Annotated in this window: 22 protein-coding genes; 19 read left to right on the forward strand and 3 right to left on the reverse strand. The window is 60.8% G+C overall.

All coding sequences use genetic code 11. The features are described from left to right. The first annotated feature begins 98 nt into the window (after positions 1-98). The 19 genes from mnxG to QFW87_RS11060 all read left to right on the forward strand — a co-directional run bounded on the left by mnxG (position 99) and on the right by QFW87_RS11060 (position 21573). Complete coding sequence (gene mnxG / locus QFW87_RS10970) at positions 99-5921, forward strand: manganese-oxidizing multicopper oxidase MnxG (protein ID WP_283190481.1); 5823 nt, start codon at positions 99-101, stop codon at positions 5919-5921. 36 nt (positions 5922-5957) lie between these two features. Next, positions 5958-7910: a cytochrome D1 domain-containing protein gene (locus QFW87_RS10975; RefSeq protein WP_283190482.1), complete on the forward strand. Its 1953-nt coding sequence runs from the start codon at positions 5958-5960 to the stop codon at positions 7908-7910. 13 nt (positions 7911-7923) lie between these two features. Then, on the forward strand, positions 7924-8580 hold the full coding sequence (locus QFW87_RS10980; protein WP_283183902.1) for an SCO family protein: 657 nt from the start codon (positions 7924-7926) through the stop codon (positions 8578-8580). Then, positions 8577-9215, forward strand: a complete 639-nt coding sequence (locus QFW87_RS10985; protein ID WP_283190483.1) for an SCO family protein — start codon at positions 8577-8579, stop codon at positions 9213-9215. Before QFW87_RS10980 ends, QFW87_RS10985 begins: the two co-directional genes overlap by 4 nt. Positions 9216-9224: 9 nt before the next feature. Beyond that, a complete protein-coding gene (locus QFW87_RS10990) occupies positions 9225-10769 on the forward strand; it encodes an ABC transporter substrate-binding protein (RefSeq protein WP_283190484.1) in 1545 nt (514 codons plus the stop codon). 15 nt (positions 10770-10784) lie between these two features. Further along, positions 10785-11738, forward strand: coding sequence for a peptidylprolyl isomerase (locus QFW87_RS10995; RefSeq protein WP_283183905.1), 954 nt, complete (start codon positions 10785-10787; stop codon positions 11736-11738). Positions 11739-11960: 222 nt separating this feature from the next. Next, positions 11961-12494 (forward strand): response regulator, encoded by a 534-nt coding sequence (locus tag QFW87_RS11000; RefSeq protein ID WP_283183906.1) that lies wholly within the window; start codon positions 11961-11963, stop codon positions 12492-12494. Between the two features lie 84 nt (positions 12495-12578). Continuing rightward, positions 12579-14285, forward strand: coding sequence for a GspE/PulE family protein (locus QFW87_RS11005; protein ID WP_283190485.1), 1707 nt, complete (start codon positions 12579-12581; stop codon positions 14283-14285). Continuing rightward, positions 14266-15069 (forward strand): hypothetical protein, encoded by an 804-nt coding sequence (locus tag QFW87_RS11010; protein ID WP_283190486.1) that lies wholly within the window; start codon positions 14266-14268, stop codon positions 15067-15069. The genes QFW87_RS11005 and QFW87_RS11010 overlap by 20 nt, the downstream gene beginning before the upstream one ends. Position 15070: 1 nt before the next feature. Further along, positions 15071-15616 (forward strand): PilN domain-containing protein, encoded by a 546-nt coding sequence (locus QFW87_RS11015; protein ID WP_283190487.1) that lies wholly within the window; start codon positions 15071-15073, stop codon positions 15614-15616. Beyond that, on the forward strand, positions 15603-16151 hold the full coding sequence (locus QFW87_RS11020; protein ID WP_283183910.1) for a GspMb/PilO family protein: 549 nt from the start codon (positions 15603-15605) through the stop codon (positions 16149-16151). Before QFW87_RS11015 ends, QFW87_RS11020 begins: the two co-directional genes overlap by 14 nt. Next, entirely contained in the window at positions 16151-16669 is a 519-nt protein-coding gene (locus tag QFW87_RS11025; protein WP_283190488.1) for a hypothetical protein, read from the forward strand. The genes QFW87_RS11020 and QFW87_RS11025 overlap by 1 nt, the downstream gene beginning before the upstream one ends. Next, complete coding sequence (locus tag QFW87_RS11030) at positions 16666-18495, forward strand: secretin N-terminal domain-containing protein (protein WP_283190489.1); 1830 nt, start codon at positions 16666-16668, stop codon at positions 18493-18495. The genes QFW87_RS11025 and QFW87_RS11030 overlap by 4 nt, the downstream gene beginning before the upstream one ends. A gap of 2 nt (positions 18496-18497) precedes the next feature. Then, complete coding sequence (locus QFW87_RS11035) at positions 18498-18971, forward strand: type II secretion system protein (protein ID WP_283190490.1); 474 nt, start codon at positions 18498-18500, stop codon at positions 18969-18971. A 4-nt stretch (positions 18972-18975) separates the two neighbouring features. Further along, positions 18976-19350 (forward strand): type II secretion system protein, encoded by a 375-nt coding sequence (locus tag QFW87_RS11040; protein ID WP_056746582.1) that lies wholly within the window; start codon positions 18976-18978, stop codon positions 19348-19350. Continuing rightward, the gene (locus QFW87_RS11045) at positions 19325-19870 is read left to right on the forward strand and encodes a type II secretion system protein (RefSeq protein ID WP_283190491.1); all 546 of its coding nucleotides are present in this window, start codon (positions 19325-19327) and stop codon (positions 19868-19870) included. The genes QFW87_RS11040 and QFW87_RS11045 overlap by 26 nt, the downstream gene beginning before the upstream one ends. After that, positions 19867-20259, forward strand: coding sequence for a curli production assembly/transport protein CsgE (gene csgE, locus QFW87_RS11050; protein WP_282381189.1), 393 nt, complete (start codon positions 19867-19869; stop codon positions 20257-20259). Before QFW87_RS11045 ends, csgE begins: the two co-directional genes overlap by 4 nt. Further along, the gene (locus tag QFW87_RS11055; RefSeq protein WP_283190492.1) at positions 20256-20675 is read left to right on the forward strand and encodes a curli assembly protein CsgF; all 420 of its coding nucleotides are present in this window, start codon (positions 20256-20258) and stop codon (positions 20673-20675) included. The genes csgE and QFW87_RS11055 overlap by 4 nt, the downstream gene beginning before the upstream one ends. 31 nt (positions 20676-20706) lie before the next feature. Beyond that, complete coding sequence (locus QFW87_RS11060) at positions 20707-21573, forward strand: CsgG/HfaB family protein (RefSeq protein ID WP_056746588.1); 867 nt, start codon at positions 20707-20709, stop codon at positions 21571-21573. Positions 21574-21816: 243 nt separating this feature from the next. Here the strand turns inward: QFW87_RS11060 and QFW87_RS11065 are convergent, their stop codons facing one another. From QFW87_RS11065 to QFW87_RS11075, 3 genes are read right to left on the reverse strand one after another with little or no spacing between them, the layout of a single operon-like run. Next, positions 21817-22614, reverse strand: a complete 798-nt coding sequence (locus tag QFW87_RS11065) for a hypothetical protein (protein WP_283190493.1) — start codon at positions 22612-22614, stop codon at positions 21817-21819. 45 nt (positions 22615-22659) lie between these two features. Continuing rightward, positions 22660-23043, reverse strand: a complete 384-nt coding sequence (locus QFW87_RS11070) for a hypothetical protein (protein WP_283190494.1) — start codon at positions 23041-23043, stop codon at positions 22660-22662. Next, positions 23043-24368 (reverse strand): hypothetical protein, encoded by a 1326-nt coding sequence (locus tag QFW87_RS11075; RefSeq protein ID WP_283190495.1) that lies wholly within the window; start codon positions 24366-24368, stop codon positions 23043-23045. The genes QFW87_RS11070 and QFW87_RS11075 overlap by 1 nt, the downstream gene beginning before the upstream one ends. Positions 24369-24730 lie beyond the last annotated feature (362 nt).

Here is a 24730-nt window from a genome sequence, read left to right on the forward strand (position 1 = left end):
CCGATTGAAAAATAACTAAATTATTTATGGCATGCGGATTGCTCAAGGGGATTTGTCGAGAATTGTTCCCTGGAGCATCCACAGCGAGGCCCGTGATCATGACCGGCATACCCTACGCTCCGTCCTTGTTTAATCTGCTGTTGGTGGCGTCGATGCTGAGCATCGAGCTGGCCGAAGCGGCCGTGCGTTGCGAGCGCAATCTGGTGGCCAACGTGGTGGCGCTGGATCAGCCGCTGATGTTCAACCGCCTCGGTGCACAGAACGTCAACGGCATGATGTTCGCCCTGCGCCGCGATGTGGTCGATGACCACGAGATGTCCCTGGCCCAGGGCGGTGCAGCGGTGCCGGGCAAAGTCTCGCTGCGGCCCGACAAGCGTCCGCGTCCACTGGTACTGCGCGTCGCTGCCGGTGACTGCCTGACCATCAACCTGCAGAACCTGCTCGCTTACCAGGCCAACCCCGGCAGCCACGAAAACGGGGAGGAGGGTGAGATTGAGGGCGAAGTCGCCATCGGCAACGAAGACGAATTCAAGGTCGATGAACAGGTCGCCGACCGCCACGTCGGCTTCCAGGTCAATGGCATGCAAGCGGTCAACAGCATCGACGACATTGCGTCCTATACCGGGCGCAACGCCAATACCTTGATTGCCCCCGGCGCCACCCGTTCCTACACCTTGTACGCCGAGCGCGAAGGAGCGTTTGCCGCCAGCAGCCGCGGCGCGACCTTCGGCGGTGAAGGGGATGCAGGCAACGTGGCCAACGGACTGTTCGGCCAAGTGGTCGTGGTGCCCAAGGGCGGCCGCACCTATCGCAACACCGTGACCGAAGAAGAAATGCGCCTGGCCAGCGTCGGCCGCACCCCGGCCGGTCAACCGATTGTCGATTACCAGGCGCGCTATCCGCAGCGTGAACCGTGGATACGTGAAGGCAAGGCCGGCACGCCGATCATCAACATGGTCGACGGCAATGAAATCATTTCCAGCGAGGCCGACGCGATCGTGATGGGCAGCAACGCCGACGGCAGCTTCCCGCCGTCGACCTATCCGCTGGAAGCCATCGGCAAACGCAACCCGGCGATCCCGAATCGTCTGGAGCCGTTCCGCGATTTCGCCTCGCAGTTCCAGGATGAAACCGCCGCGACTCAGGCGTTCCCCGCTTACTGGGCAGACCCGGTGATGGCTCACGTGCTGGAGCCGACGCGCGACTCGTTCATGATCAACTATGGCTCCGGCGGCATGGGCGCCGAAGTGGTTGCCAACCGTTTGGGCGTCGGGCCGATGCACGATTGCCTGTCCTGCGCCTATGAAGAATTCTTCCTCAGCTCGCACACCGTCGGCGATGTGGCGATGCTGGTGGACGTGCCGGCCAACGCAGGCCTGGAAAATATTCGTCCCGGTGAAACGCCGAGCGCCGATCAGATCGGGGTCAAGGCGACCATGGCGCTGTATCCGTCCGAGCCGTCCAACGTCAACCACAGCTACATCGGTGACTTCATCAAATTTCGCAACACCCACAACGGCCACGAGCAGCACATTTTCCACCTGCACGGGCACCAGTGGTTGTTCAACCCCAACGACGACAACTCCGACTATGTGGACGCCCAAGGCATCGGTCCGGGCGCCGGTTACACCTACGAAATCGCCAACGGGGGTTCGGGCAACCGCAACCGGGTCGCGGGCGATGCGATCTATCACTGCCACTTCTATCCGCACTTTGCCCAAGGCATGTGGAGCATGTGGCGGGTGCATGACGTATTCGAAGAGGGCACCAAACTCGAGGTTTCCCAGCAGGGCACCGACGGTTATCACAGCGAACCTTATGCGCTGCGCAGCGGTAAACCGGCTGCTGGCGCCCGGGCCTTGCCCGATGGCGAGATCGTCGCCGGTACGCCGATTCCAGCCGTCGTGCCGCTGCCAGGCAAAGCCATGGCGCCGATGCCGGGCAAAGTCGCGGTCGTGCCGAAAATCGGCGAAACCCTGGTGGCCGGTGGTGATGACGATGACGAAGAGGATGACGACGGCGAACGTGACGGCGGTAACGGCGGCGCTCAAGCCATCGGTTCGCTGGCCCTGGTGGATCGCAGTGAAGCCAACCGCAATGCCGACGGCAGCCTGAAAAACCCTGGCTATCCGTTCTGGATCGGCGGCATGGAAAGCTCGGTCGGTCAGCGCCCACCGACCCCACCGCTGGACATGCTCGACGCTGCCAAGGCGCAGTCCTTGAAAACCAGCGGCAACGCCTTGTGGGCCAACCTCGACCCGGCTCAGTCCGGTGGCTGGGACGGCGGTCTGGGGCGCCATACTCTGGACGGCTTCTCCTCCGGTGGCCAGGCGCAAACCATTACCACGTCCCTGGATTTCTCCAAGAAAGTGACCCGCGCCAAACCCATTTACATGCCGGAAGAGGGCACTGAAGTCGAACAGGCGGCCATGGCGTTCCACGCAAAAAAAGACCATCCGAGCTTCGCCGTGCTACCCGGCAATCAAGTCGTGGCGCGCAACTTTCGCACCAACGGTGCCTTGCCGATAGCGGGCGCACCGTATTACGAACCGTGCATGGATGATCGGCAAAAACGCCTGACCAGCAGCGCCGGCACCGGCGAGTTTGCCAGTGGCGAACGGATCGACGGCATGTCCTTCACCGGTACGTCGACGTTCACCGCCGACCGTCCACGCGTCTACAAAGCCGCAAACATCCAGTTCGATGCGGTCTACAACAAAGTTGGTTACCACTTCCCGCAAGCGCGCATTCTCGCGCTGTGGGAAGACGCCTGGCCGGTGATTACCAAGCAGCGTCCGCCAGAGCCTTTGGTGATGCGCATGAACACCTTCGACTGCGTGCAATACCAGCAAACCAACCTGGTGCCAGCCACCTATGAAATGGACGACTATCAGGTGCGCACGCCAACCGACGTGATCGGTCAGCACATTCACCTGCCGAAATGGGACCTGACGGCCGCCGATGGTTCGGCCAACGGCTGGAACTATGAAGACGGCGTCCTTTCCCCGGGGGCAGTGCAAGAACGCGTCCGCGCGATTCGCGAGTTTAACCAGTGCGAAGGCACCGACCCGCGTGACGGCACGCCGGCCTGTCCGAAAGCCAAAAATCACCCGTACTTCGGTCAATTTGGCCGTGCTGACTGGGTCGGCGCGCGCACGGCGATGCAGCGCTGGTTTGTCGATCCGGTGGTGAACGCCAAAGGTGTCGATCGTGGGCTGGGGACCATTTTTACCCACGACCACTTAGGCCCATCGACTCACCAACAGGTCGGTCTGTACGCCACTGTGCTGGCGGAACCGGCTGGTTCCACCTGGTTCCACGCCGAAACCGGCGAGCCGTTGTACAGCGGCGCGCGGCAGGATGGCGGGCCGACTTCATGGCAAGCGGTGATTTCCACCGGTGACATCGATGGTGATGGCAAGAACGACAGCTTCCGTGAGTTCTTCCTTGAGTACAGCGACTTCCAGCACGCCTATGAAGCGGGTGTGTATGTAGGCGCCGGCCCCAATGGCGTGCCCGATCCGCAAGCCTTCCCGGCCACCGCCGACAGCTTCCGCTACGCGATCAACCCACCGGTGCGCAATAACGCCAGCAACCTGCTGGAAGGGATCGTCGAAGTGCAAGGCGGGCAAGTGCCCGGTTGCCCAAGCCGGCCATGCCCACAAGCGATCTCGGTCGATGATCCAGGCATGTTCGTGGTCAATTACCGCAACGAACCGCTGGCCCTGCGGGTGTACGACCCGAACAAGGTCGGCCCGGACGGCAAGCGCGGCATGCAGGCCGACGGCCTCGGCGGCGACCTGGCGTACGCCATGCAAAGCCGCACCGACCGCGCCATCCCGGCGATGAACCTGGCGCCGAACCTGGTGACCGCGGCCACCGGTCCAACCGGCGGCACTACGCTGTTCCCGCCGCACATCAACCGTGGCGGCGCAGAACCGGGTGACCCGTTCACCCCGATGCTGCGTACCTATACCGGTGACAACGTGCGGCTGCGGGTGCATGCCGGCGGTCACGAAGAAGAGCACAACGTGACCCTGCATGGCGTGAAATGGCTGCAAAGCGGTTCCGGGTTCGGCAACAGCTCCAACTCGGGCTGGCGTTCGTCGCAGATGGTCGGGATCTCCGAGCAATTGGGCTTCAATGCACCGGTGTCGATGGTCTCCAGCTCGGCCGCGACCACGGGTGACTACCTGTACTCGATGGACGCCTCCCTGGAAGGATACTGGAGCGGGATCTGGGGCGTGATGCGCAACTACACGGCCCAACGCAGCGACCTGTTCGCGCTGCCGAACAACGCGAAACCGATGGGGATGCGCAACACTGTGGCGTTCGATGGCATCTGTCCACGGATCGGCGCCAACCCCAATGGCATCGGTACCCGACCGACCGTGCAACGCAACTATGAAGTGGTCGCGGCACTGGCCAACGACATCCTCGGCAACCCGTTGAACCTGTCCATCGGTGATCCGGCGGGGATGGGTCATCATGTCGGCGGGTCATTGAATCCGGCGGGCGGGACCCTGGTGTTCAACTCGCGCCCCGTGAGCATTGCGCAGGTCACCGTGACTGATCCCGAAGACGGTGAGACCTTCACCATCGGCGGGCAAAGCGGGCCGCTGCATGACCCGACGGCGATCCTTTATGTGCGCAAGGGCGATCTCGACCCAATCACCGGCAAGCTCAAACCCGGTGTGCCTGTCGAACCGCTGGTGCTGCGCGCGGCGGCCGGTGATTGCATCAAAATCACCCTGGAAAACCGTCTGCCCATGATCATGCCGGACCTGACCCAGACAGCGGTGATGCAGGGCATGGTCAAACGTGATCGCAACAGCGGCCTGGGGGCGACCACCTTCAGCAATAACCTGATGCGGCCGTCCAGCCATGTGGGCCTGCACGCGCAACTGCTGGCGTATGACATCACCAAATCCGATGGCACCAACGTCGGCGCCAACCCGATCCAGACCGTGCCGCCACGTGTTGGCACCGTCGGCGCGTACCCGACGCGTACCTATCAGTACTACGCCGGGCACCTGGAGCGTGAAGGCAAACCGGTCACGCAACTGGGCCGCAGTGTCGACAACATCAACGCCACGGCGGTGGAGTTCGGCGGGTTGAATTTCACCCCGGCGGACGTCATCAAACAGCCGCAGAAAGGCCTGGGCGGGGCGATGAGCATCCTGCCGATCGGGGCGACCTGGGTTGACGATGCGCGCAAAGTGACGGCGACTGTCACCGCTGCGGGGCAAACCACCTACCGCGACTTTGCGATGGTCTGGCAAAAAGCCCTGAACATCCGCTGGGCCAACGGCCGGCCGGTCGAAGGCATTGCCGCCGAAGGCCTGGGTGTGCCGACCGATCCGCAGGACAACTCGAGCATGGCCATCAACTACAGGGCCGAGCCGCTGTGGTTCCGCTTCGGGCTGGCACCGGATGCGCCGTTCGGCCGTGCCGACGGCCATGGTTATGGTGACGTACCCAATGCGCACATGGCTTACAGCAACGCGCTGGTGGGAGGCGATCCGCAAACACCGGTGCTGTATGTGAAGCCGGGGCAACCGTTCCGCACCCACATCATGATGCCCACCGGTGGCAGCCGCGGTACGACCTTCCAGCTTGACGGTCACGTCTGGTCGGTCAACCCGTTCCAGTCGGAGAAGAGCGATACCGGCGGTTATCCGACGAATACACCAGGGGTGGGTTCGGTGCGGTTCGGCTACAACCCGATGTCGATGTACATCGGTGCCCGCGAAAGCATCCTGCCTGCGGCGCACTTCAGCTTCATGCACCCGAGCGCCGGGGGCAGCAACGCGATACCGGGCGACTACCTGTTCCGTGACTACGGCGCGTACGGCAACACCGCCGGGCTTTGGGGATTGTTGCGGGTGACCAACGAACCTGAACCGGCTCCGGCACCTTGAGCCATAGCAGACACAGATCTGAAGGGGAGAAGCATTATGAACAGGACCATCAAAATCGCCGTATGTGCGCTGGTTGTAGGGTTGGCGCTGATCTGGCTGGGAGTGTGGCGCACGACGCCCCCGGCCATGCTGAGCGAGGTCGCGCTGCCGAACACCTGGGGCGGCCAGACGCTTGAGCGTGACGGGGTGTCGGTGGCGATCGAGGTACGGCCGCTGGCGCAGGACGGCGTGCTGCGCGAGGGCGAGTTCGCCGACGTGCGCTTTCGGGTCACTGACAGCGCTTCGGGCCAGCCACTGTCGGGTGTCGCACCCGGTGCCTGGCTCGATCCGGAAACCGTCGCCGCCGACCAGGCCCAGGGCCGCGAACACAGCTGCAAATCCCGGGTCGGGGTGTTTCTGAAATCGAGCATCGGCGCGCGGCCGATGCTCGATCTGAACAGCTACTTCCTGCTGGTGATGAACCGCGATGCCAGCGTCTCGGTGGTCGATCCGTCGGTGTCGGTCGGCGGGATCACCAGCACGATGGCGCGGATCGACATCAAGCAGCCGCCGATGGATTGGGTGACGCCCCGTGACAACAAGCGGGTGTTCGTCTCCATGCCGACCAGCGATGAAATTGCGGTGATCGACAGCGAGCAATTCAAGTTGATCGACTCGGTGGCTGCCGGCAGCAATCCGGTTCGGCTGGCATTACAACCGGATGAGCGTCTGCTGTGGGTCGGCAACAACGCGAAATCGGCCGAGGCGTCCGGGGTGACGGTGATCGACACGCGCAGCCTCAAGACGCTCAAATACCTGGCCACCGGTGCCGGGCATCACGAAATCGCCTTCAGCAAGGACAGTCGTTTTGCCTTCGTCACCAACCGCGATGACGGGACGGTGAGCCTCATCGACATCGCCAGCCTGACCATCAGCAAGCAACTCAAGACCGGCTCGCACCCGTTGTCCGTGGCGTACTCGTCGCTGTCCCAGGCGGTGTATGTCGCCGATGGCAAGGACGGCACGGTGACCGTGGTCGACACCGCCAGCCTCGCAGTCCGGCGGGTGATCAAGATGAAACAGGGCCTGGGCCCGATGGGTTTCAGCGCTGACGGTCGTTTCGGCATCGTGCTCAACACCCTGGAGAACCAGGCCTCGGTGATCGACGCGGCCACCGACTCGTTGATCCATGAACTGAACGTGTCCACCGAACCCTATCAAGTGGTGTTCACCAAGGCCTATGCCTACATTCGCGGACTGGCCTCGGCCAAGGTCACGATGATCAACCTGTCATCCCTCGGCGAGGGCCGCACGCCCATCAGCCAGGGTTTTGAAGCCGGGCCTCAGGCGCCACGGTTGGCGGGTGATTTGCCGTTGGCATCGAGTCTGGCGGTGTCGCGGGATGACAACGCGGTGTTTGTGGTCAACCCGGTGGACAACACCACCTACTTCTACGCCGAAGGCATGAACGCGCCGATGTCCGGCTACCCCAATCGCGGGCAGGTGGCGCGGGCGGCGATGGTCATCGACCGCAGCCTGCGCGAAGTCGAGCCAGGGCTGTACAGCGCCCGGATCAAACTGCCCGCCGCCGGACGCTTCGACGTGGCCTTCCTGCTGAACCAGCCGAACATCATCCATTGCTTCTCGGCTTTGGTTGAGCCGGATAAAACCCTCGCCCGGCACCCGGGTGTGCCGAAGGTGGAGTTCATGCGCGACACGTCCACGGCCGCCCTCGGCAGTCCTTACGTGGTGCGTTTTCGCATCGTTCAGGGCAAGCAGAAGGCACAGCGCAGCGGGATCAAGGACGTTCAGGTGCGCTACTTCCGGGCCCCGACGTCCCGGGTCCAGCAAGTCGCCGCGCTGGAAGTGGGCGACGGTGTTTATGAAGCCCCGGTGACCCTCGACCAGCACGGCGCCTGGTACCTGCACGTACGCGCGGCGTCGCTGGGCGCGAGTTTCGATGACAAGACTTTTGCCAGCGTTCGGGTCCTGCCCGGCGATGCCCACTAAAAGGAGTTTCGACATGAACCGATTCGCACACCGTGGACTGCTGACGTTCTGCCTGCTGGCCGCCGGTATCGGCCAGGCCTTGGCCCACTCGGCGGATGAACACGCCGGTCACGAAATGCCGGCCAAAAGCGCCCGTTCGGAAAGCGCTCAGGTCAAGTTCGCCGACGTGGCGCTGGTGGACCAGAACGGTAAAGCGGTGCGCCTGGAAAAAGACCTGGTGACCAACAAGATTGTGCTCATGAGCTTCATCTACACCAGTTGCACCACGGTTTGCCCGGTGGTGTCGTCGATCATGGGCAAGGTGCAAAAACAGCTGGGTGCCCGGGTCGGCGGCGAGGTGCAACTGGTGTCGATCAGCATCGACCCGCAGCGCGACGACGCCAAACGCCTGAACGACTACGCCCGCAACTTCCAGAACGGTCCCGGCTGGAGCTGGCTGACCGGCAGCTCGCAGTCGATCAACGAAACCCTCAAGGGACTGGGCACCTTTAGCGGGGACTTCAAAAGCCATCAGCCATTGATTCTGGTGGGGGATGGCAACAGCCGCCACTGGACCCGCTACTACGGCTTCACCGACCCGACGGTGCTGGCCCGTGAAGTGGAGAAACTCAGCGGTCAGCGCAACGTTCACGCCAAGCACACGGCCATCGCGATGGAGCAGAAGCCATGAGAGCCCTCGACTGGATCACCCTGACGGTTTGCTTTTGCTTGTTCAGTTCGCTGACGTCCGCCCACGAAGGGCACGAAGAGCCGGCACCGGCGGTGGCCGCCGTTGCCGCACCGCCCGGCTTGGTTACGGGCACTGGCACCCGCGATGCGAGAACCTGGTTCACCGACACACCGTTGCAGGACCAGAACGGCGAGACCCTGCGGTTCTACAGCGACGCGCTGCAGAACCGCGTGGTGCTGCTCAATGTGATTTTCACCCGCTGCAACGATGCCTGCCCGCTGATCACCCGCAAGCTCAAGGAAGTGCGTGAGTTGCTGGGCGACAAGGCGGACGGCATCACTTTTATCTCCCTTACCAGTGATCCGCTGCGGGACACGCCAGCGGTACTCAAGGCTTACACCTTGAAGCAGGGCGTCGATGGCCCCCACTGGCTTTTTCTTACCGGCGACAAGGCACAGATGGACCTTGTATTGGGGCGCATCGGCCAGATCGTGCCGACCCCCGAGCAGCATTCAACACAACTGATCGTGGGTGACGTGGCCAACAAACGCTGGAGCAAAATCCGTCCCGATGCCCCGGCCGCCGCCATTGCCCAGCGCTTGCAGTTGCTGACAATGCCCGTGGCCGGCCGTTGAGCCCGCGCCATGAGAACTTCACTCGCTCTCGGCCTGCTACTGCTTGGCGGCCTGCATCTCGCCGCTGATGCGTTGCCGCTGAACCCTAACGAAAGCGCCGGTAAACGGCTGTATCGCGAGGGTGTGTCCGGGAGTGGCGAGCCGATTATGGCGCGGGTCGGGGCGGCGGACATACTGTTGCCGGCCACCAGCCTGCCGTGCGCCAACTGCCACGGCGCCGATGGCCTCGGGCGGCCCGAAGGCGGGGTGCGACCGCCGGATCTCAGCTGGTCGCGGCTCACCAGCACCTACGGCCAGCAGCACATCAATGGCCGTGATTACCCGGCGTATACCGAAGGCACGTTGGCGCGTGCCATTCAGGAAGGGCGTGATCCGGGCAACAATCGGCTCGACCCGGCGATGCCGCGCTTCGTCCTGTCGATGAATGATCAGCGCAACCTCACGGCTTACCTCAAACGCGTGGCCGAGGACCGCGACCCCGGCCTGAGCCCCGACAGTCTGCACCTGGGCACCTTGTTGCCACGCCACGGACCGTTGAGCGAGGAGGGCGCCACGGTGGCGGCGGTGCTCCAGGGCAGCGTGGCGCGAATCAACGAAGCGGGCGGGATTCATGGCCGGCAGTTGCGCCTGACCATCGTCGATCCGGGGCCGGACCGCGCCAGTGCCGAGCAGGCGCTGGATCGATTGATCGAGCAGGAACAGGTGTTCACCCTGATCGCGCCGCTGGCACCGGCACTGGACCTGGCCGCGCGCCTGGAACGGGCCGGCATTCCGCTGATCGGACCGCTGTCGTTGTTGGGTACGGCGCAGGCCAGTCGACAGATTTTCGAACCACTGCCGGGGTTGCGCGAGCAACTGATCGCCCTGGCCGATTACGCCACCCGCAATTTGCGGGTGCTCGAGGGACCGACGCTGATCCTCTATCCGGACGAGCCCAGTCAACGGCTGGCGGCGCAGAGCCTCGGCCAGTACTTGCAGGATCACGCCTGGCAAAAGGTCAGTCTGAAAGTCTACGACTTGGCGCAAGACGAACTGCCACTGGGCTCGCGGTCGTTGTTTTACCTGGGCAGCGGCGGCGGTTTCAGTCGCCTCGCCGAGCGCTTGCAGGCGGCGGGGCAGGTGCCTTATCTGTTCGCTGCGTCGAACCAGGTGGCGGGTGATCTGTTGCAGGTGCCCAGTGATTTTTCCCGGCGGGTGTTTCTGGCTTATCCGTTCGTGCCCAGTGACTGGACGCTGGCCGGACGCCTGGCCCTGACCCAACTGCGCGAACGCCAGGGGCTCGGCGGTCAGCATGCGATGCTTCAAGTCGGCGCGTTCAGTTCGATGTTGCTACTCAGCGAAGGCATGAAACAGGCCGGGCGCGACGCCAGCCGCGAGAAACTCATCAGTGCGCTGGAAGGCCTGCATGACTTCGATACCGGGCTGACCCCGCTGATCAGCTTCGGTCCTCGCCGCCGCCTCGGCTTGCGTGGCGCGCATATCGTCACCGTGGACCTGCCCGATCAGCGCTTTTATCTGGTAGCGCCCTATAAACCCATTGCCGCTACGCCCTGACTGGAGGTCTCGATCATGCCGCTCAAGACTCTGTTGCTCCTGCTCACGCTGTGGGTTCCCGTGGCGTTCTGCAGCAATGGCCCGGCCGCCGCGCGGGTCAATGGTGAGGAAATTTCCGAATTTCGCCTGGAGCGCTATTTCGCCGAGTACCTGGAGGATCAGGGCCGGGCGCTGGGCAGCATTCGCAACCCCAAGGCCTACAAACAATTACGTCAGGCGGCACTGACAGCCTTGATTGACAAAGAATTGCTGTGGCAAGAAGCCGTCAAGCGCGGGGTGCTGGTCAGTGACGCGGTGGTGCAACGCCAGGTCGATCAGACCCGGCAGGCCATGGGCGGTGCCGACGTGTTCGCCCGGCGCCTGGAAGACGCCGGTTTCAACGAAGTCGGTTACACCGAGTACACCCGCCGTGAGCTCGCGGCCCAGCAAGTGTTTGCCGACCTCACGCAGGTCGCCGGGCCTGACGAAAAACAGGTCCGTGCGTTCTATGAAGAGCATCGCGCCGAAATGAGCCGGCCGGAACACATCCAGGCACGGCACATCCTGATCAAAGTGCCTGAAGGCGCGGATGCCGCCACAGTTGAAGCAGCCCGGCTACGCTTAGAGGAGATGCAGGTGAAAATCAGTCAGGGTGAGGATTTTGCCAGCGTGGCCCGGGCTGGTTCCGAAGACGTTTCCGCCAGCGAGGGCGGTGATCTGGGCTATTTTCCTCGTGGGCGGATGATGCCTGAATTCGAAGCGGCGGCTTTTGCCCTGGCACCGGGGGCTGTCAGTACACCGGTGCGTACACCGCTGGGCTGGCATTTGATCTACCTGCAGAACCACTTGGAGGCGACCGATGTCTCAGAGGTGCAAGGGCTTGAAATGGTCCGGGCTTACCTTGCCCGACAGCAACAAGCTCAGGCTCGTCTACAGGTTCTCGCGCAACTGCGATCAAGCAATCGAATCGAACGGGTTGACGATGATTGAAGGTTCCCCCCCCAATAGTGGGGAAATGCTTCAAGGTACATTCGAGTGCTTCCCCGCCATTGGGGGATGGAGTTTCTGGACGAAATGGTTTTTTCATGAAAATCAAAGACGTGCAACGGTAAAAAACCGACGCTCAGCCTGGCATGAAGTGTGCGTTAGCCTCAGTGAAGGCGCGTACTCCCAGGGCTGGAACATCGGACCTGCGGCTTCAAGGAGTCGACCTTGTTAAACAAAATACTGGTTGTCGAAGACGAACAGCTGCTTGCCGAAAACCTCAAGGATTACCTTCAGGCGCAAGCGCTGGACGTCCGGATAGCTCACGACGGTGCGATGGCAATCGGCGAGGCCGAGCGTTTTTCACCCGATGTGATGGTGTTCGATTACCGCTTGCCCGACATGGAAGGCTTTGAGGTGCTCGATGCCGTCCGCCAGAACAGGAAGTGCCATTTTGTGCTGATTACCGGGCACCCAACCGCTGAAGTCTGTGAGCGGGCCCGGCAACTGGGAGTCAGCCATATCCTGTTCAAACCGTTTCCATTGGCGGAATTGGCCCGAGCAGTCTGCGACCTTCTGGGGATGGAGCGCGAACCCAAAGCAGGCATGAGCAATTCGCAAGGTTTTGTCGAACGACGCCAGAGCAGGTCCGAGAGTTTCCCGCTGCAGTTGTACGACGGCAGTTGGGTGCTGGTAGATCGTCGACGAAACACATCGACCTCCAAGGCACCAGACGACGAACAATTGCTCACCGGGGAGTAGTGGCGCGACAAGACGTTCCGGCATCCGCCGCAATGGCCTGCCGCGTCGACAGGGCTCAAAGCCCCCGGCGTTGGAGAGCATGCCATGGACCGTCTATCCCTTGTCGTCGAACCGGCGCTGTCGGACTGTGTACCGTCTCGCTTTTCCAGTGAGCAACTGGCCCAGGCACGCTCCCTGGCCGCCAGTTCCGGCGAGCGGGTACTGGAATCCCTCGGGGGGTTGTGCGAACTGGCCCCCATGCCTTTCATCCAGTGCCTCGGCGCGACCCTGCATTATCCGGTGCTCGACACCGACAGCCTGTTCAAAGCCACTCCGGTGTTCGACCGGGTCACCCTGGCCCAATGCCTCAAACGTGAATTCATCCTGCTGCGTCACGACGATGCGGTTATCGGTGTGTTTGCCGACCCCTTCGATACCTCACGCCTGGCCTGGATCGACGACTGCCTGCACGGCGCGCCGCTGTACCTGGTGCATGCCGACGACCTGAAAGCCTACCTGGCACGCCACGAAGAGAGCTTCCACGCCGTGGAATCGCTCAACGCCCAGGCCGACGCCAATGTCGAAATCGATACCCTGCAAAGCCTGTCCCTGACCAGCATCAGCGAAGACGCCAGCGTCGTCGTCAAACTGGTCAACTCGACCCTCTACGACGCGCTGAAAATGCACGCCAGCGATATCCATCTGGGCACTACCGGCAGCGGCCTGGTGATCAAGTACCGGATCGATGGCGTGTTGAACAACATCAGCAAAATCCAGGGCAGCGAATTCGCCGAGCAAGTGATTTCCCGGGTCAAGGTCATGGCCGAACTGGACATCGGCGAAAAACGCGTGCCCCAGGACGGTCGCTTCAAGATCGGCATCAGCGGCCGGCAGATCGACTTTCGGGTGTCGATCATGCCGAGCATTTTCGGCGAAGACGCGGTGCTGCGGGTCCTCGACAAACAGGACCTGGCCGACAAGGTCTGCGGCGTGCAGTTGCAAGCCTTGGGCTTCGAAGAAGAAACCCTGCGTCATCTGCGTCGGCTGGCGGCCGAACCTTACGGCATGGTGCTGGTGACCGGCCCCACCGGTAGCGGCAAAACCACCACGCTGTACGCGATGATCACCGAGATCAACCACGGCGTGGAAAAGATCATCACCATTGAAGACCCGGTGGAATACCAACTGCCGGGCGTGCTGCAAATCCCGGTCAACGAAAAGAAAGGCCTGACCTTCGCCCGTGGTTTGCGCTCGATCCTGCGCCATGACCCGGACAAGATCATGGTCGGTGAAATCCGCGACCCCGACACCGCGCAGATCGCCGTGCAATCGGCGCTCACCGGGCACCTGGTGTTCACCACCATTCACGCCAACAACGTGTTCGACGTGATCGGACGGTTCACGCAGATGGAAATCGACCCTTACAGCCTCGTGTCGGCACTCAATGCCGTGCTGGCCCAGCGCTTGATCCGACTGGTCTGCGCCAGTTGCAGCGCGCCGGCCTACCCGACCGATGAAGAATTGCGCCTCTCGGGCCTCGATCCGCAACAAGTCGATCACTACCACTTCGTCCACGGCAAGGGCTGCGGTCATTGCCGGGGCACCGGTTACCGCGGGCGTACGGCGATTGCCGAACTGCTGCACCTGGACGACGAGCTGCGGCAGATGATCGTTGAGCGCCAACCCATTTCGAAAATCAAGGCCCTGGCGTGCAGCCGTGGCTTGCGCCTGTTGCGCGAGTCGGCACTGGAGCTGGTTGCAGAGGGGCGGACCACGCTCGAGGAGATCAATCGTGTCACTTTTATCTCGTGATCGTTTTGTCGCCGTGCTCGGCGCCAGTGGTGTCGGTCTGGGCCAGCGCCGTGGCAGTGAAACCTTGTGGCTGGGCAGCGTCGGCTTTATCGACGAAGGTTTCCATGCCTGGGCCGTGGCGTTGGAAACCCTCGACCGTCTGCTGGGCGAACACACCCGTCCCGGTGCCGAATTGAGTGTGGTGATCTCCGGGCACTTCAGCCGTTTCTGTCTGGTGCCCTGGAGCGAACAGATCAGCAGCCCTGCCGAATTGCTCGGGTTTGCCCAACTGTGTTTCGAAGACCTTTACGGTGTGCCGACGCAACCCTGGAGCATGGTGTTGTCGGCTGAACCGGCGGGTTATGACCGGGTCGCCACCGCGCTGCCGCAGGACTTGCTGACGCATCTGCGCACGCTGGTCACGGGTCGTGGCCTGCGCCTGCGTTCGGTGCAGCCGTACCTGATGGCGGCGTTCAATCACTTCGATAAAAGCTTCGACGCCGGCGACTTCCTGTTCGTCGTCGCCGAACCGGTGCGCAGTGTGTTGCTGCTGGCGCGGGAAGGGCGCTGGGCGGCGGTACGTTCGGTCGGCAGCAGCGACAGCGACGTCGCGCTGACCGCGTTGATCGGTCGTGAAAGCCAATTGCAGGCGTCCACCAGCGAGCGGCCGCTGAACGTTTACCTGCACGCGCCGGCACGCATTGACTCGCATCCCGAGGTGCCCGGCGTGCACCTGCGAACCCTCGAAGAACACCGCACATCCGTACGCGATGGCTTGTACGTCATGTCCCGGGCGGTGGCCTGACATGCGCGCCCTGATGCTCGATTTCCAGCCGCCTCGCCGCTCGGGCCCTTTGGGCTGGAGCCTGCTGGCCGGTGGCGTGGTGCTGACGCTGACCTGCTTGCTGGTTCAGCAACACCTCAGTGAACAGGCCGCGCAACAACAAGGCCATTTGCAAACCGCCCAGCGCGGACTCACCGGCGACACCGGCGGCAAAGTCAGCCTGACCCCGGCCGAAACCCGCGAACAGGCACACAACCTGGCCGAGATGCGCAAGGTGTCCCAGCAATTGCGCCGGCCATGGGAGCGTCTGTTCGCCATGCTCGAAGCCATGCCCCGGGACGACATTGCCTTGCTGACCCTGACCCCGGATGCCCGCAAAGGCCAGGTGCGAATCAGCGCCGAAGCGCGAGATCTGGAAGCCATGCTCGACTTCCACCGCAGCCTCGAAGCCAGCGACGAGCTGTCCGATGTGTCGCTGCTCAGCCACGAAATCGTCGCGAACGTGCCGGAACACCCGGTGCAATTCAACCTGTCGGCTAGCTGGGAGATTGGCGATGCAAATCCCTAGATTGATCGTCCACGAATACTTGCAAGACTTGGGCACTCCCGGCCTGGCAGGGCTGGCGATGTTGCTGCTGGCGCTTGGGTATGGCCTGGTCGGCCTGATGCCTGACTGGCAGTCGCTGCAAACGCTCAGCCAGCAGACGCGCGAAGCCGGCGAGTACCTGGCCAAAGTCGAAGACGGCAGTGTTGCCGCGCCGGTGGTGCCGCAACGTCAGCTCGACGATTTCCGCAGCAAGTTGCCGTCCCAGCCGCAGGCCACCGTGGCCATCGACAAGATTTACGCACTGGCGGCTCAGGAGCACATCACCCTGGCCCGTGGCGAATATTCCCTGGGCATCGACCCCAAGACTCACCTGGCCCGTTATCAGATTCTGCTGCCGGTGCGCGGCAGCTACCCGCAACTGCGGCGCTTCCTGCATGCCTTGCTCGGCCAGTTGCCGGCGGTGGTGGTGGAGGACGTGGAGTTCCAGCGTAAAAAAATCGCCGACACCGACCTGACCGGGCGGATCCGCATGACCCTTTACCTGTCGAGGTCATGATGAATACCAAACGCGCAGTGGGTTGGGCGGCGTTCTTCGGTGTGGCGGCGGCGCTGACCTGGTTGCCTGAATATTTCACGTCGTCAGAGGAGGGCGATGCGTCGGTTACCGTCGTGACCACCCCGACCAACAGCAAAACCCGTGGTGTGCTGCCCGCCGCATCCGCCGGCAAAACATCGGCAGCGGTCAAGGACCTGAGCCCGGCTGGCGACCTGTTCGCCGCCCGCAGCTGGAAGGCTGCGCCGCAGCTCGCCACCGTCACCGAACAACCCGTCAACCTGACCCCGGAGGTGCAAGTCCCCACGGCACCACCGATGCCTTTCCAGTTCATTGGCAAGCTGAATGACCGTTCCGACCTGCAAGTGTTTTTGCAGAGCGGCGAAAAAATATACGTCGTGCGCAAGGGGGATGTGATCGACGACACCTGGCGGATCGAGGGGATTTCCGATGTGGAACTCAGCTTTGTCTACCTGCCTCTGCATTTGTCTCAGACTTTGTCTGTGGGGAGCACGCAATGAACAGATCCCGTTTGCTGATGAACCTTTGCCTTTGTGCAGGACTGGCCGCGTGCAGTTCGGCGCAGGTTGCCAAGCAAGAGGCGACCGACCTGATGGAGTCGGGACAATATGAAGCCGGCCTGGCCCGCATCGAAGAAGGGCTGAAGGAAAACCCTCGCAACACCGAGCTGCACCTGGCCCTGAACAGCAGCCGTGCTCGTGCAGTGACGGCGCTGTTGACCCAGGGCGACATGGATCGCGCCCAGCGTGATTTCGCGTCTGCCCGCCAGGCTTACAGCCGGGTGTTGACCATCGAACCGAACAACCGCCGTGCCCAGGACTCGCTGCGCCAGCTCGATCACATGCGCAGCCTGGATGAAAAACTCGAACTGGCCCGTGGTGACCTGCGTCGTGGCGACATCTACGGCGCCGACCGCCAGGTGAAACAGATCCTCGAACTGGACCCGAAGAATGAAGGGGCGCTGGAGCTGCAAAGCAACGTCCGCCTGGTGCAAAGCCGTAACGTGATTGCGTATCCACAACTGCGGACCCGTCTCGACCGTCCGGTGACCCTGGAATTTCGCGACGCCAACTTGAAAACCATCTTCGAAGTGCTGTCGCAGGTCGCCGGTTTGAACTTCATCTTCGACAAAGACCTGCGCCCGGACATGAAAGCCACCATCTTCGTGCGTGACGTGCGCATCGAAGACGCGGTGGAACTGCTGCTGCAACAGAACCAGCTGCACCAGAAAGTGGTGAACGAAAACACCTTGCTGATCTACCCGGACTCACCACAGAAGCTCAAGGATTACCAAGAGTTGGTGATGCGTACTTTCTACCTGACCAGCATCGATGCCAACACCGCGCTGAACATGATCAAAACCATGCTCAAGACCCGCGACGTGTTCGTCGACGAACGCCTCAATACCCTGACCATGCGCGACTCTGAAGACGCTGTCCGCATGGCTGAAAAACTCCTGCAATCGCAGGACCAGTCCAACCCTGAAGTGGTGCTGGAAGTGGAGGTGATGGAAGTCGCCACTCAGCGGATTCTCGACCTTGGCCTGCAATGGCCGAACACCTTCGGCGTGGTCAACAGCGACGGCTCGGCCGTGACCCTGCTCGATCAACTCAAAGGCATCAACTCCAGCCGGATCTCCATCTCGCCGTCGCCGCAGGCCAAGATCAACGCCCAGGACAACGACATCAACACCCTGGCCAGCCCGGTGATTCGCGTCAGCAACCGCGAACAGGCGCGCATCCACATTGGTCAGCGCGTGCCAATCATCAGCGCCACCTCGGTGCCCTCGACTCAAGGCCCGGTGATCACTGAAAGCGTCACCTACCTGGACGTCGGTCTGAAACTCGAAGTGCAGCCCACCGTGCACCTGAACAACGAAGTGGCGATCAAAATCGCCCTGGAAGTGAGTAACGCCACGCCACTGGAGCCGACCCGCCAGGGCACGATTCCGGTTCAGGTCGATACCCGCAACGCCCAGACCACCCTACGTCTGCATGACGGCGAAACCCAGATCCTCGCCGGCCTGATGCGCAACGACCATGGCGCCACCGGCAACAAAATCCCCGGCCTTGGCGACATTCCAGGTCTTGGCCGCTTGTTCGGCAGCAACAAGGACACGGTCGGCAAGTCGGAGTTGGTGCTGTCGATCACGCCGCGGATCGTGCGCAACCTGCCGTACCAGAGCCCGTCGGACATGGAGTTCACCACCGGTACCGAAACCAGCATGCATATTCAGGCACCGGACCGTGGGATGGACTCGGCGATTCGCACAGAGGCCCTGAGCGCTCCGGTTGCTTCCACCCGCGTTGTCGTCGAGAAGCCTTGATCATGAACGCCTCGCAACGCGGTTTTACCCTGATCGAAGTCGTGGTGACGCTGGCCCTGATCGGCCTGTTGGCCGGCATGGCCGCGCCGCTGACCGAGACCGTGGTGCGCCGGGGCAAGGAGCAGGAGCTGCGCACGGCGCTGTATCAGATTCGTGATGCCATCGACGCCTACAAACGTGCGTTCGACGCCGGCTACATCGAGAAATCCCTGAACAGCAGCGGCTACCCGCCGAACCTGCAAGTGCTGGTGGACGGTGTGCGCGATGTGCGCAGCGCCAAGGGCGCCAAGTTCTTCTTTTTGCGGCGCGTGCCCCATGACCCGCTGGCGCCGGTCAAGCGTGACGACGAAGGCGGCTGGGGCGTGCGCTCCTACGACAGCACGGCTCAAAACCCGCGCGAAGGCGAGGACGTTTTTGACGTTTACTCCAAGGCGCGCGGCAAGGGTCTCAACGGCATCGCCTACCGGGAGTGGTGAGATTATGCGTCGGGAAAAGGGTTTTACCCTGCTGGAACTGATGGTGGTCATGGCAATCATCGCCACCTTGATGACCATCGCCTTGCCACGCTATTTCAACAGCCTCGAGGTCTCGAAAGAGACCACGCTGCGCCAGAGCCTGTCGGCCATGCGCGAAGCACTGGATCACTACTACGGCGACACCGGGCGTTATCCCGACTCCATCGAACAGCTGGTCGAGCAGCGTTACCTGCGCAACCCGCCGATGGACCCGATTGCCGAACGCAAAGATCTTTGGGTGCTGGTGGCGCCGCCTGACGGCGTCCCGGGCGGGGTCGCCGATATCAAAAGCGGGGCCACAGGGAGGGCGCGTGATGGCAGCCTGTATTCCGAGTGGTAAGCCCTCTAACGAGGCGGGTTTCACTTACCTGGGCGTGCTGTTTCTGATCATGTTGATGGGCCTGGGCCTGGCCAGCGCCGGTGAGTTGTGGTCCACCGCGTCGCGCCGTGATCGTGAACGCCAGTTGCTCTGGGTCGGCACTCAATACGCCCAGGCATTACGCAGTTATTACCGCAGTTCGCCTGGCCTGGCCCAGTACCCGAAAGAGTTGGCGGACCTGTTGCAGGACGAGCGTTTTCCGTCGCCCAAACACCACTTGCGCAACCTGTACCCGGACCCGATTGGTGGCGGCGAATGGACGTTGATGCGCGGGTTCGACGGGCGCATCACCGGCCTCAGCAGCCCCTCCACGGACACGCCGCTCAAGCAGGCGGATTTTCCCACTCAATGGTCGGACTTCACCGGCATGGCGAGCTACAAGGACTGGCAGTTCGTGGCCGAGAAAGCCTTCCTCGATGGCGCGTCCGCGCCCAAAGGCCAATCCAAAAACGACTCGGGTGTTGGGGCGGTGATGCCATGAACAGACACTGGCTACCGGCCCTGGTCCTGATGCTGATGACGTCCTTCGTGTCGGCTGCCGAAGAAGACGAAATGCTGGGTTTTATCGTCGACGACACGATCTCGCACATCGGCCACGACTTTTACTACTCGTTCAGTGAACGCCTGCGTGCCACCAGTCCGATGGACTTCAACCTGGTAGTGCGTGAACGACCTTCGGCACGCTGGGGCAGCCTGGTGACCGTGGAATATCAGCAACGATTGGTTTATCGGCGTTTCCTGCCGCCGAACACCGTGGAGTTGAAGGACGAGGCCTATGAGGCTGCCGATCTGGTCCGCGTGCAGATCGTCCAGCGCAAGCTGGAAGCCTTGTTGCAGGACACCACCGACCTTGAGAGGGACGAACTATGAACACTGGAACTTTCTCGCAACGCACGGGCATGTGGTTATTAGGGGTGGGCAGCTGCGGGCTGGTCCAGGCCACGGAGCTGGTCTACACGCCGATCAACCCGTCGTTTGGCGGCAACCCGTTGAACGGGACCTGGTTGCTCAACAACGCCCAGGCGCAGAACGATTACGACGACCCTGACTTGAAAAACCGTACGAGCGCGGCCGGCACGTCGGCCCTGGAGCGCTTCACCAGTCAGCTGCAATCACGGCTGCTAGGGCAGTTGATGGACAACATCTCCGCGGGCAATGCCGGGAGCCTGACCACTGACGCTTTTGTTGTGAACGTCATCGACGACTCCGGTGCACTGACTATTGAAGTGACCGACCGAGCGACCGGTGAAGTTTCCGAAATCCAGGTGAATGGCCTGGCCCCTTGACGGGGACTTGGATCGATGGGGAGTTAAGGACATGAAAAAAATAATAGCGCTAGGGCTGATGTTGGCGGCATTACAAGGGTGCAGTTTGCGCGAGCCGATGGGGGCCGAGCAGGACACCGAATCACCGACCCTGACACCTCGGGCGTCGACCTATTACGACTTGCTGAACATGCCACGACCCAAGGGCCGTTTGATGGCGGTGGTGTATGGCTTCCGGGATCAGACCGGGCAGTACAAACCGACCCCGGCCAGTTCCTTTTCCACCAGCGTGACCCAGGGCGCGGCGAGCATGTTGATGGATGCGTTGCAGGCCAGTGGCTGGTTTGTGGTGCTGGAACGTGAGGGGCTGCAGAACCTGTTGACCGAGCGCAAGATCATTCGCGCCTCGCAGAAAAAGCCGAATACGCCGGTGAATATCCAGGGTGAGTTGCCACCGTTGCAGGCGGCCAATTTGATGCTTGAGGGCGGGATTATTGCCTATGACACCAACGTGCGCAGTGGCGGGGAAGGGGCGCGGTATTTGGGGATCGATATTTCCCGGGAGTATCGTGTGGATCAGGTGTCGGTGAACCTTCGTGCTGTCGATGTGCGCAGTGGGCAGGTGTTGGCTAATGTGATGACCAGCAAGACGATTTACTCTGTCGGGCGCAGTGCCGGGGTGTTCAAGTTTATCGAGTTCAAGAAGTTGCTGGAGGCTGAGGTCGGGTACACCACGAACGAGCCGGCTCAGTTGTGTGTGTTGTCGGCGATCGAGGCGGCCGTTGGGCATTTGCTGGCGCAGGGGATTGAGCGGCGGTTGTGGCAGGTGGCCGGGGATAATTCTTCGCCTGACAACAATGCGACGCTCGACCGCTATTTGACTCAGAACAAGGTTGTTCCTGAAGGTGAGGAAGAGTGAGCCGAGGCGGCCTTCGGGCCGACCTGGCTTTTTCAGATGTACCCCGATCAACTGTAGGAGCCGAGCTTGCTCGCGAAGGCGGCCTGATAGCCGACCTATTTCTTTCAGGCGTACATATCCATTCCTGCGGCAACGGCCACTTAGGTTTTCACCCTTGCGGCTAGTCCTTTCAAGGACTTCGCGTTTTAGCGGCCTTTAGTATCTGGATGCAAAAATCTAGATCTGCGTCTAAGCGGTTGAGTGTTAGCCCAGTAATCCAGTGACCTTCCCCAGCCCCCAAAGCGCTACCAATCCGAAGAATGAACAGGCAGTAAATCTCTGCGAGATTTCGATCCATCGTCGAAGATGGCCAGGAAACGTCTTAATGGCTTTTATCACCTGCGCATCATTGCCAAAAACAAAATCGCTATCTGGCGCCAGCATCAAAGAAATGTGAGTCAAGCGGCGGAGGCGTCCGAGCACCCCGTCACCCAACACCCGGCGGTTGCGGCCGATGAAGTATGAACTCTCAAGATAGGATTCGAATTCCTCAAGCTTGAAAAAAGAGAGTCCGGCGCGCAATGACATAGCCATTAAAAAGACGATCACGGAAGCAACCCAAGCAGCAGTGAAGGCTAACGCCATTTCACCCATAGGATTGGAGATGGTCCAAATTAAGTTCAAATATCCGTCGCCTACCCACAAAAACAAGATGATTCCAAATGCGATCAATATTAAAGTTCTCGGGATGACGACCCATCGCTTCAGCTGCGTTGGCAAAAGTTCCGCCTCTCGAAAGGACTCATGATCAAACATGCAAAGATGATTGGGTGTGCCCATTAATTCACCAATTTCCCTAAGTCGCCTCATTCGATCAATCGGGCCATTTCGAACATTTGATCGGGCGCGCCTCCAATCATAAGAACTGAAGTGTTTTTCAATGTGATTGAGCTTGAAATAGGCGGCGTACAAAAGAATCCCTTGGCTGATAAAAATTAATAAAAACATACCCATACCCATACTCATACCTAAGATAAGAGAAATGTCTTTGGCTTCATTCATGAATGTAGGGACTCGTATTGGGTCGTAGAATTAGCTGCTGGTTCTTCATTTGAGTAGGCCGGTGTATTTCCCATAGAACCAAAGAACCACCACCGCCCCTGTAACGAAATAGGCAATATGAAATGGATACGCTGCCCAGCGCTTAAGCCTTTTAGGCAACCGTTTCACTTCTTCAACTGATAAGGGTTCCTGGCGCTGAATTTTTTTAGACGAGATTAAAGCGCTGATTGCGGCCAGACGAAAAATTCTTCCATGATGCCCTTTGCCCCACGTGAGGCGGTTGATGCATATGGAATCCAGTTGTTTGAAATGCTTTTCCAGCGCTTCGAGTTTTGTGTGAGCAGCATAAAAAATGATAGCTACGTCGAAAAGGCTCAGCAGGATAAGCGCTCCCCAAACCCAGGCGAGTGTTGTTCTAGTGAGTTCCATTATTCAGAATGCTCATAGAGTTCTTGCCCAATCAGTTCGCTGCCGTCGGTCATCAGCGTTCCGGTTCCGGTGGCGCCTACCGCGCCGGCAACGAGTACACAAACGAGTTTTCCGAGTCCTTTTACTTTTGCACACACAGCGGTGCCTATTTTCGAGCCTGCTGCACCCCCGGCGACAGCTCCGGCTGTACCGCCCACCATTTTTGCGCCCTCAACAAATTTCATTTGCTTGCATTCATCCTCGCGACCAGTAGTGCATACCTCATGAATTTTTAAACTGGATGCGCCTAGCTGCAGACCAATCCCGACATAACCACCGGCTTTCATATATTTTGCCGCTCGTGAGACACCCTCAATGTTCGTTGCGTACCCAGGCAACTGTGTTGGTGCCCCAGCCTTGTCCCAACGATGAATCGTTCTGCGAGTTGATAACCCCAAGGCTCGCTTGAGTTTCGGGTGATCCGCAATGCCGGTGCCTTTGCGTACGAGTGACCCAAGGCTCGCATCAAGCTTCGCCATAAGTCGTTTACGCTTGGAAAAAAACTCTGGCGAATGCAGATTGCGGTACTGGCGATATTGTTGCTGATGCAGCTCCTCCAGTTCTTTGAGGGCATTTTTCAAGCCCTCCAGATGCTGCCCAATCATGAACGACGCCACACCCAACGATCCCGCCGACACCTCCAGAAACGGCTCAATCACTTCATGGTGTTCAACCATAAACGAAGCCTCTTCATCACTCAGATCCTTGAGCGCCTCGTTGACCTTCTCGGCAGCAATCATCATCTGCGCCTCTTCACGCCGGCACATGTAGTGCCGTGAATCGCTGAAGATCACCATTTGCCCCGGTTTCACGTGTTCACCCAGATGGCGATTGAGCGAACGAAATTCGCGACGTAATGCATCGCTTGGCGAACTCTCGTATAGCGAGCGTTCCAGTGCCTCAAGGCTCATGGGCTTTCCAATTATGTGAAATCCGGACTCCGCCGGTTTGGGCTGCGTGAAGGCGTGATCTTCGACCAGGTGTTGCGCCGGTGGTGGTTCGGGTTTGGGCTTGAAACCATTCCATGAACCGCCACTGTTATCCAGATTGACGCGAGGCGTGACCATCACCCAATCGCCGTTGCTCACGGCCTGAATCAGTTTTTGCTGGTGGACGGTTTGCATGTAGTTGGAGCGGTTGGCGCCCACGGCATTCAGCAGGTCGTCGAAGCCTTGTAAGTCGTATGGGTAGTTCAGGGCCTGACGAAGAGCATCGGCAGCTTGATGGCTGTCGAGTACTTGGCCGCTCTGGCCGGCGAGTTGGTGTTGGGAGATGAGTTTGGTCACGCTTTGTGCCCGGTCCTTGGAAACGGGGCACTTTGGCGATAGGGCTCAATGGTGGATGCCGGGGGATTCGGTTTGGCTTGTAGGGGAAGTCCGAATTTTTCTCGGTGTTTGGGGGAGGGTGGTTTGTCAGTAGGTTATTGGCTTGCCTGCGATTGCGGCCTGACAGCCGACCAGTCTCTTGCAGATGTACCCATTCCCACAGGGAATATGTGCTGATTCGAGGGGCGTGTTTAATGGCGTTTAGCGTTACTTCCTGAAAGCTACAGATCCTTGCGCCGTTGCCTACGACTGCGCCAGAATCCGCCGGCTTGTGCGCTTTGTACCTGGTCTTTATCGTTTCCGGGCCGTTGAATTCAGCGGCC

It is taken from the genome of Pseudomonas sp. PMCC200344 (assembly GCF_030053095.1).
Taxonomy (GTDB): domain Bacteria; phylum Pseudomonadota; class Gammaproteobacteria; order Pseudomonadales; family Pseudomonadaceae; genus Aquipseudomonas; species Aquipseudomonas svalbardensis.

What these genes read in the sequence shown, in the direction of transcription:
- QFW87_RS11065 (WP_283190493.1), bottom strand. Translation starts at nt 22,614, where the DNA reads ATGAATGAAGCCAAAGACATTTCTCTTATCTTAGGTATGAGTATGGGT.
- QFW87_RS11030 (WP_283190489.1), top strand. Translation starts at nt 16,666, where the DNA reads ATGAACAGATCCCGTTTGCTGATGAACCTTTGCCTTTGTGCAGGACTG.
- QFW87_RS11005 (WP_283190485.1), top strand. Translation starts at nt 12,579, where the DNA reads ATGGACCGTCTATCCCTTGTCGTCGAACCGGCGCTGTCGGACTGTGTA.
- QFW87_RS11055 (WP_283190492.1), top strand. Translation starts at nt 20,256, where the DNA reads ATGAACACTGGAACTTTCTCGCAACGCACGGGCATGTGGTTATTAGGG.
- QFW87_RS11060 (WP_056746588.1), top strand. Translation starts at nt 20,707, where the DNA reads ATGAAAAAAATAATAGCGCTAGGGCTGATGTTGGCGGCATTACAAGGG.
- mnxG (WP_283190481.1), top strand. Translation starts at nt 99, where the DNA reads ATGACCGGCATACCCTACGCTCCGTCCTTGTTTAATCTGCTGTTGGTG.
- QFW87_RS11015 (WP_283190487.1), top strand. Translation starts at nt 15,071, where the DNA reads ATGCGCGCCCTGATGCTCGATTTCCAGCCGCCTCGCCGCTCGGGCCCT.
- QFW87_RS10990 (WP_283190484.1), top strand. Translation starts at nt 9,225, where the DNA reads ATGAGAACTTCACTCGCTCTCGGCCTGCTACTGCTTGGCGGCCTGCAT.
- QFW87_RS11045 (WP_283190491.1), top strand. Translation starts at nt 19,325, where the DNA reads ATGGCAGCCTGTATTCCGAGTGGTAAGCCCTCTAACGAGGCGGGTTTC.
- QFW87_RS11035 (WP_283190490.1), top strand. Translation starts at nt 18,498, where the DNA reads ATGAACGCCTCGCAACGCGGTTTTACCCTGATCGAAGTCGTGGTGACG.
- QFW87_RS10985 (WP_283190483.1), top strand. Translation starts at nt 8,577, where the DNA reads ATGAGAGCCCTCGACTGGATCACCCTGACGGTTTGCTTTTGCTTGTTC.
- QFW87_RS11025 (WP_283190488.1), top strand. Translation starts at nt 16,151, where the DNA reads ATGAATACCAAACGCGCAGTGGGTTGGGCGGCGTTCTTCGGTGTGGCG.
- QFW87_RS10980 (WP_283183902.1), top strand. Translation starts at nt 7,924, where the DNA reads ATGAACCGATTCGCACACCGTGGACTGCTGACGTTCTGCCTGCTGGCC.
- QFW87_RS11040 (WP_056746582.1), top strand. Translation starts at nt 18,976, where the DNA reads ATGCGTCGGGAAAAGGGTTTTACCCTGCTGGAACTGATGGTGGTCATG.
- QFW87_RS11070 (WP_283190494.1), bottom strand. Translation starts at nt 23,043, where the DNA reads ATGGAACTCACTAGAACAACACTCGCCTGGGTTTGGGGAGCGCTTATC.
- csgE (WP_282381189.1), top strand. Translation starts at nt 19,867, where the DNA reads ATGAACAGACACTGGCTACCGGCCCTGGTCCTGATGCTGATGACGTCC.
- QFW87_RS10975 (WP_283190482.1), top strand. Translation starts at nt 5,958, where the DNA reads ATGAACAGGACCATCAAAATCGCCGTATGTGCGCTGGTTGTAGGGTTG.
- QFW87_RS11020 (WP_283183910.1), top strand. Translation starts at nt 15,603, where the DNA reads ATGCAAATCCCTAGATTGATCGTCCACGAATACTTGCAAGACTTGGGC.
- QFW87_RS10995 (WP_283183905.1), top strand. Translation starts at nt 10,785, where the DNA reads ATGCCGCTCAAGACTCTGTTGCTCCTGCTCACGCTGTGGGTTCCCGTG.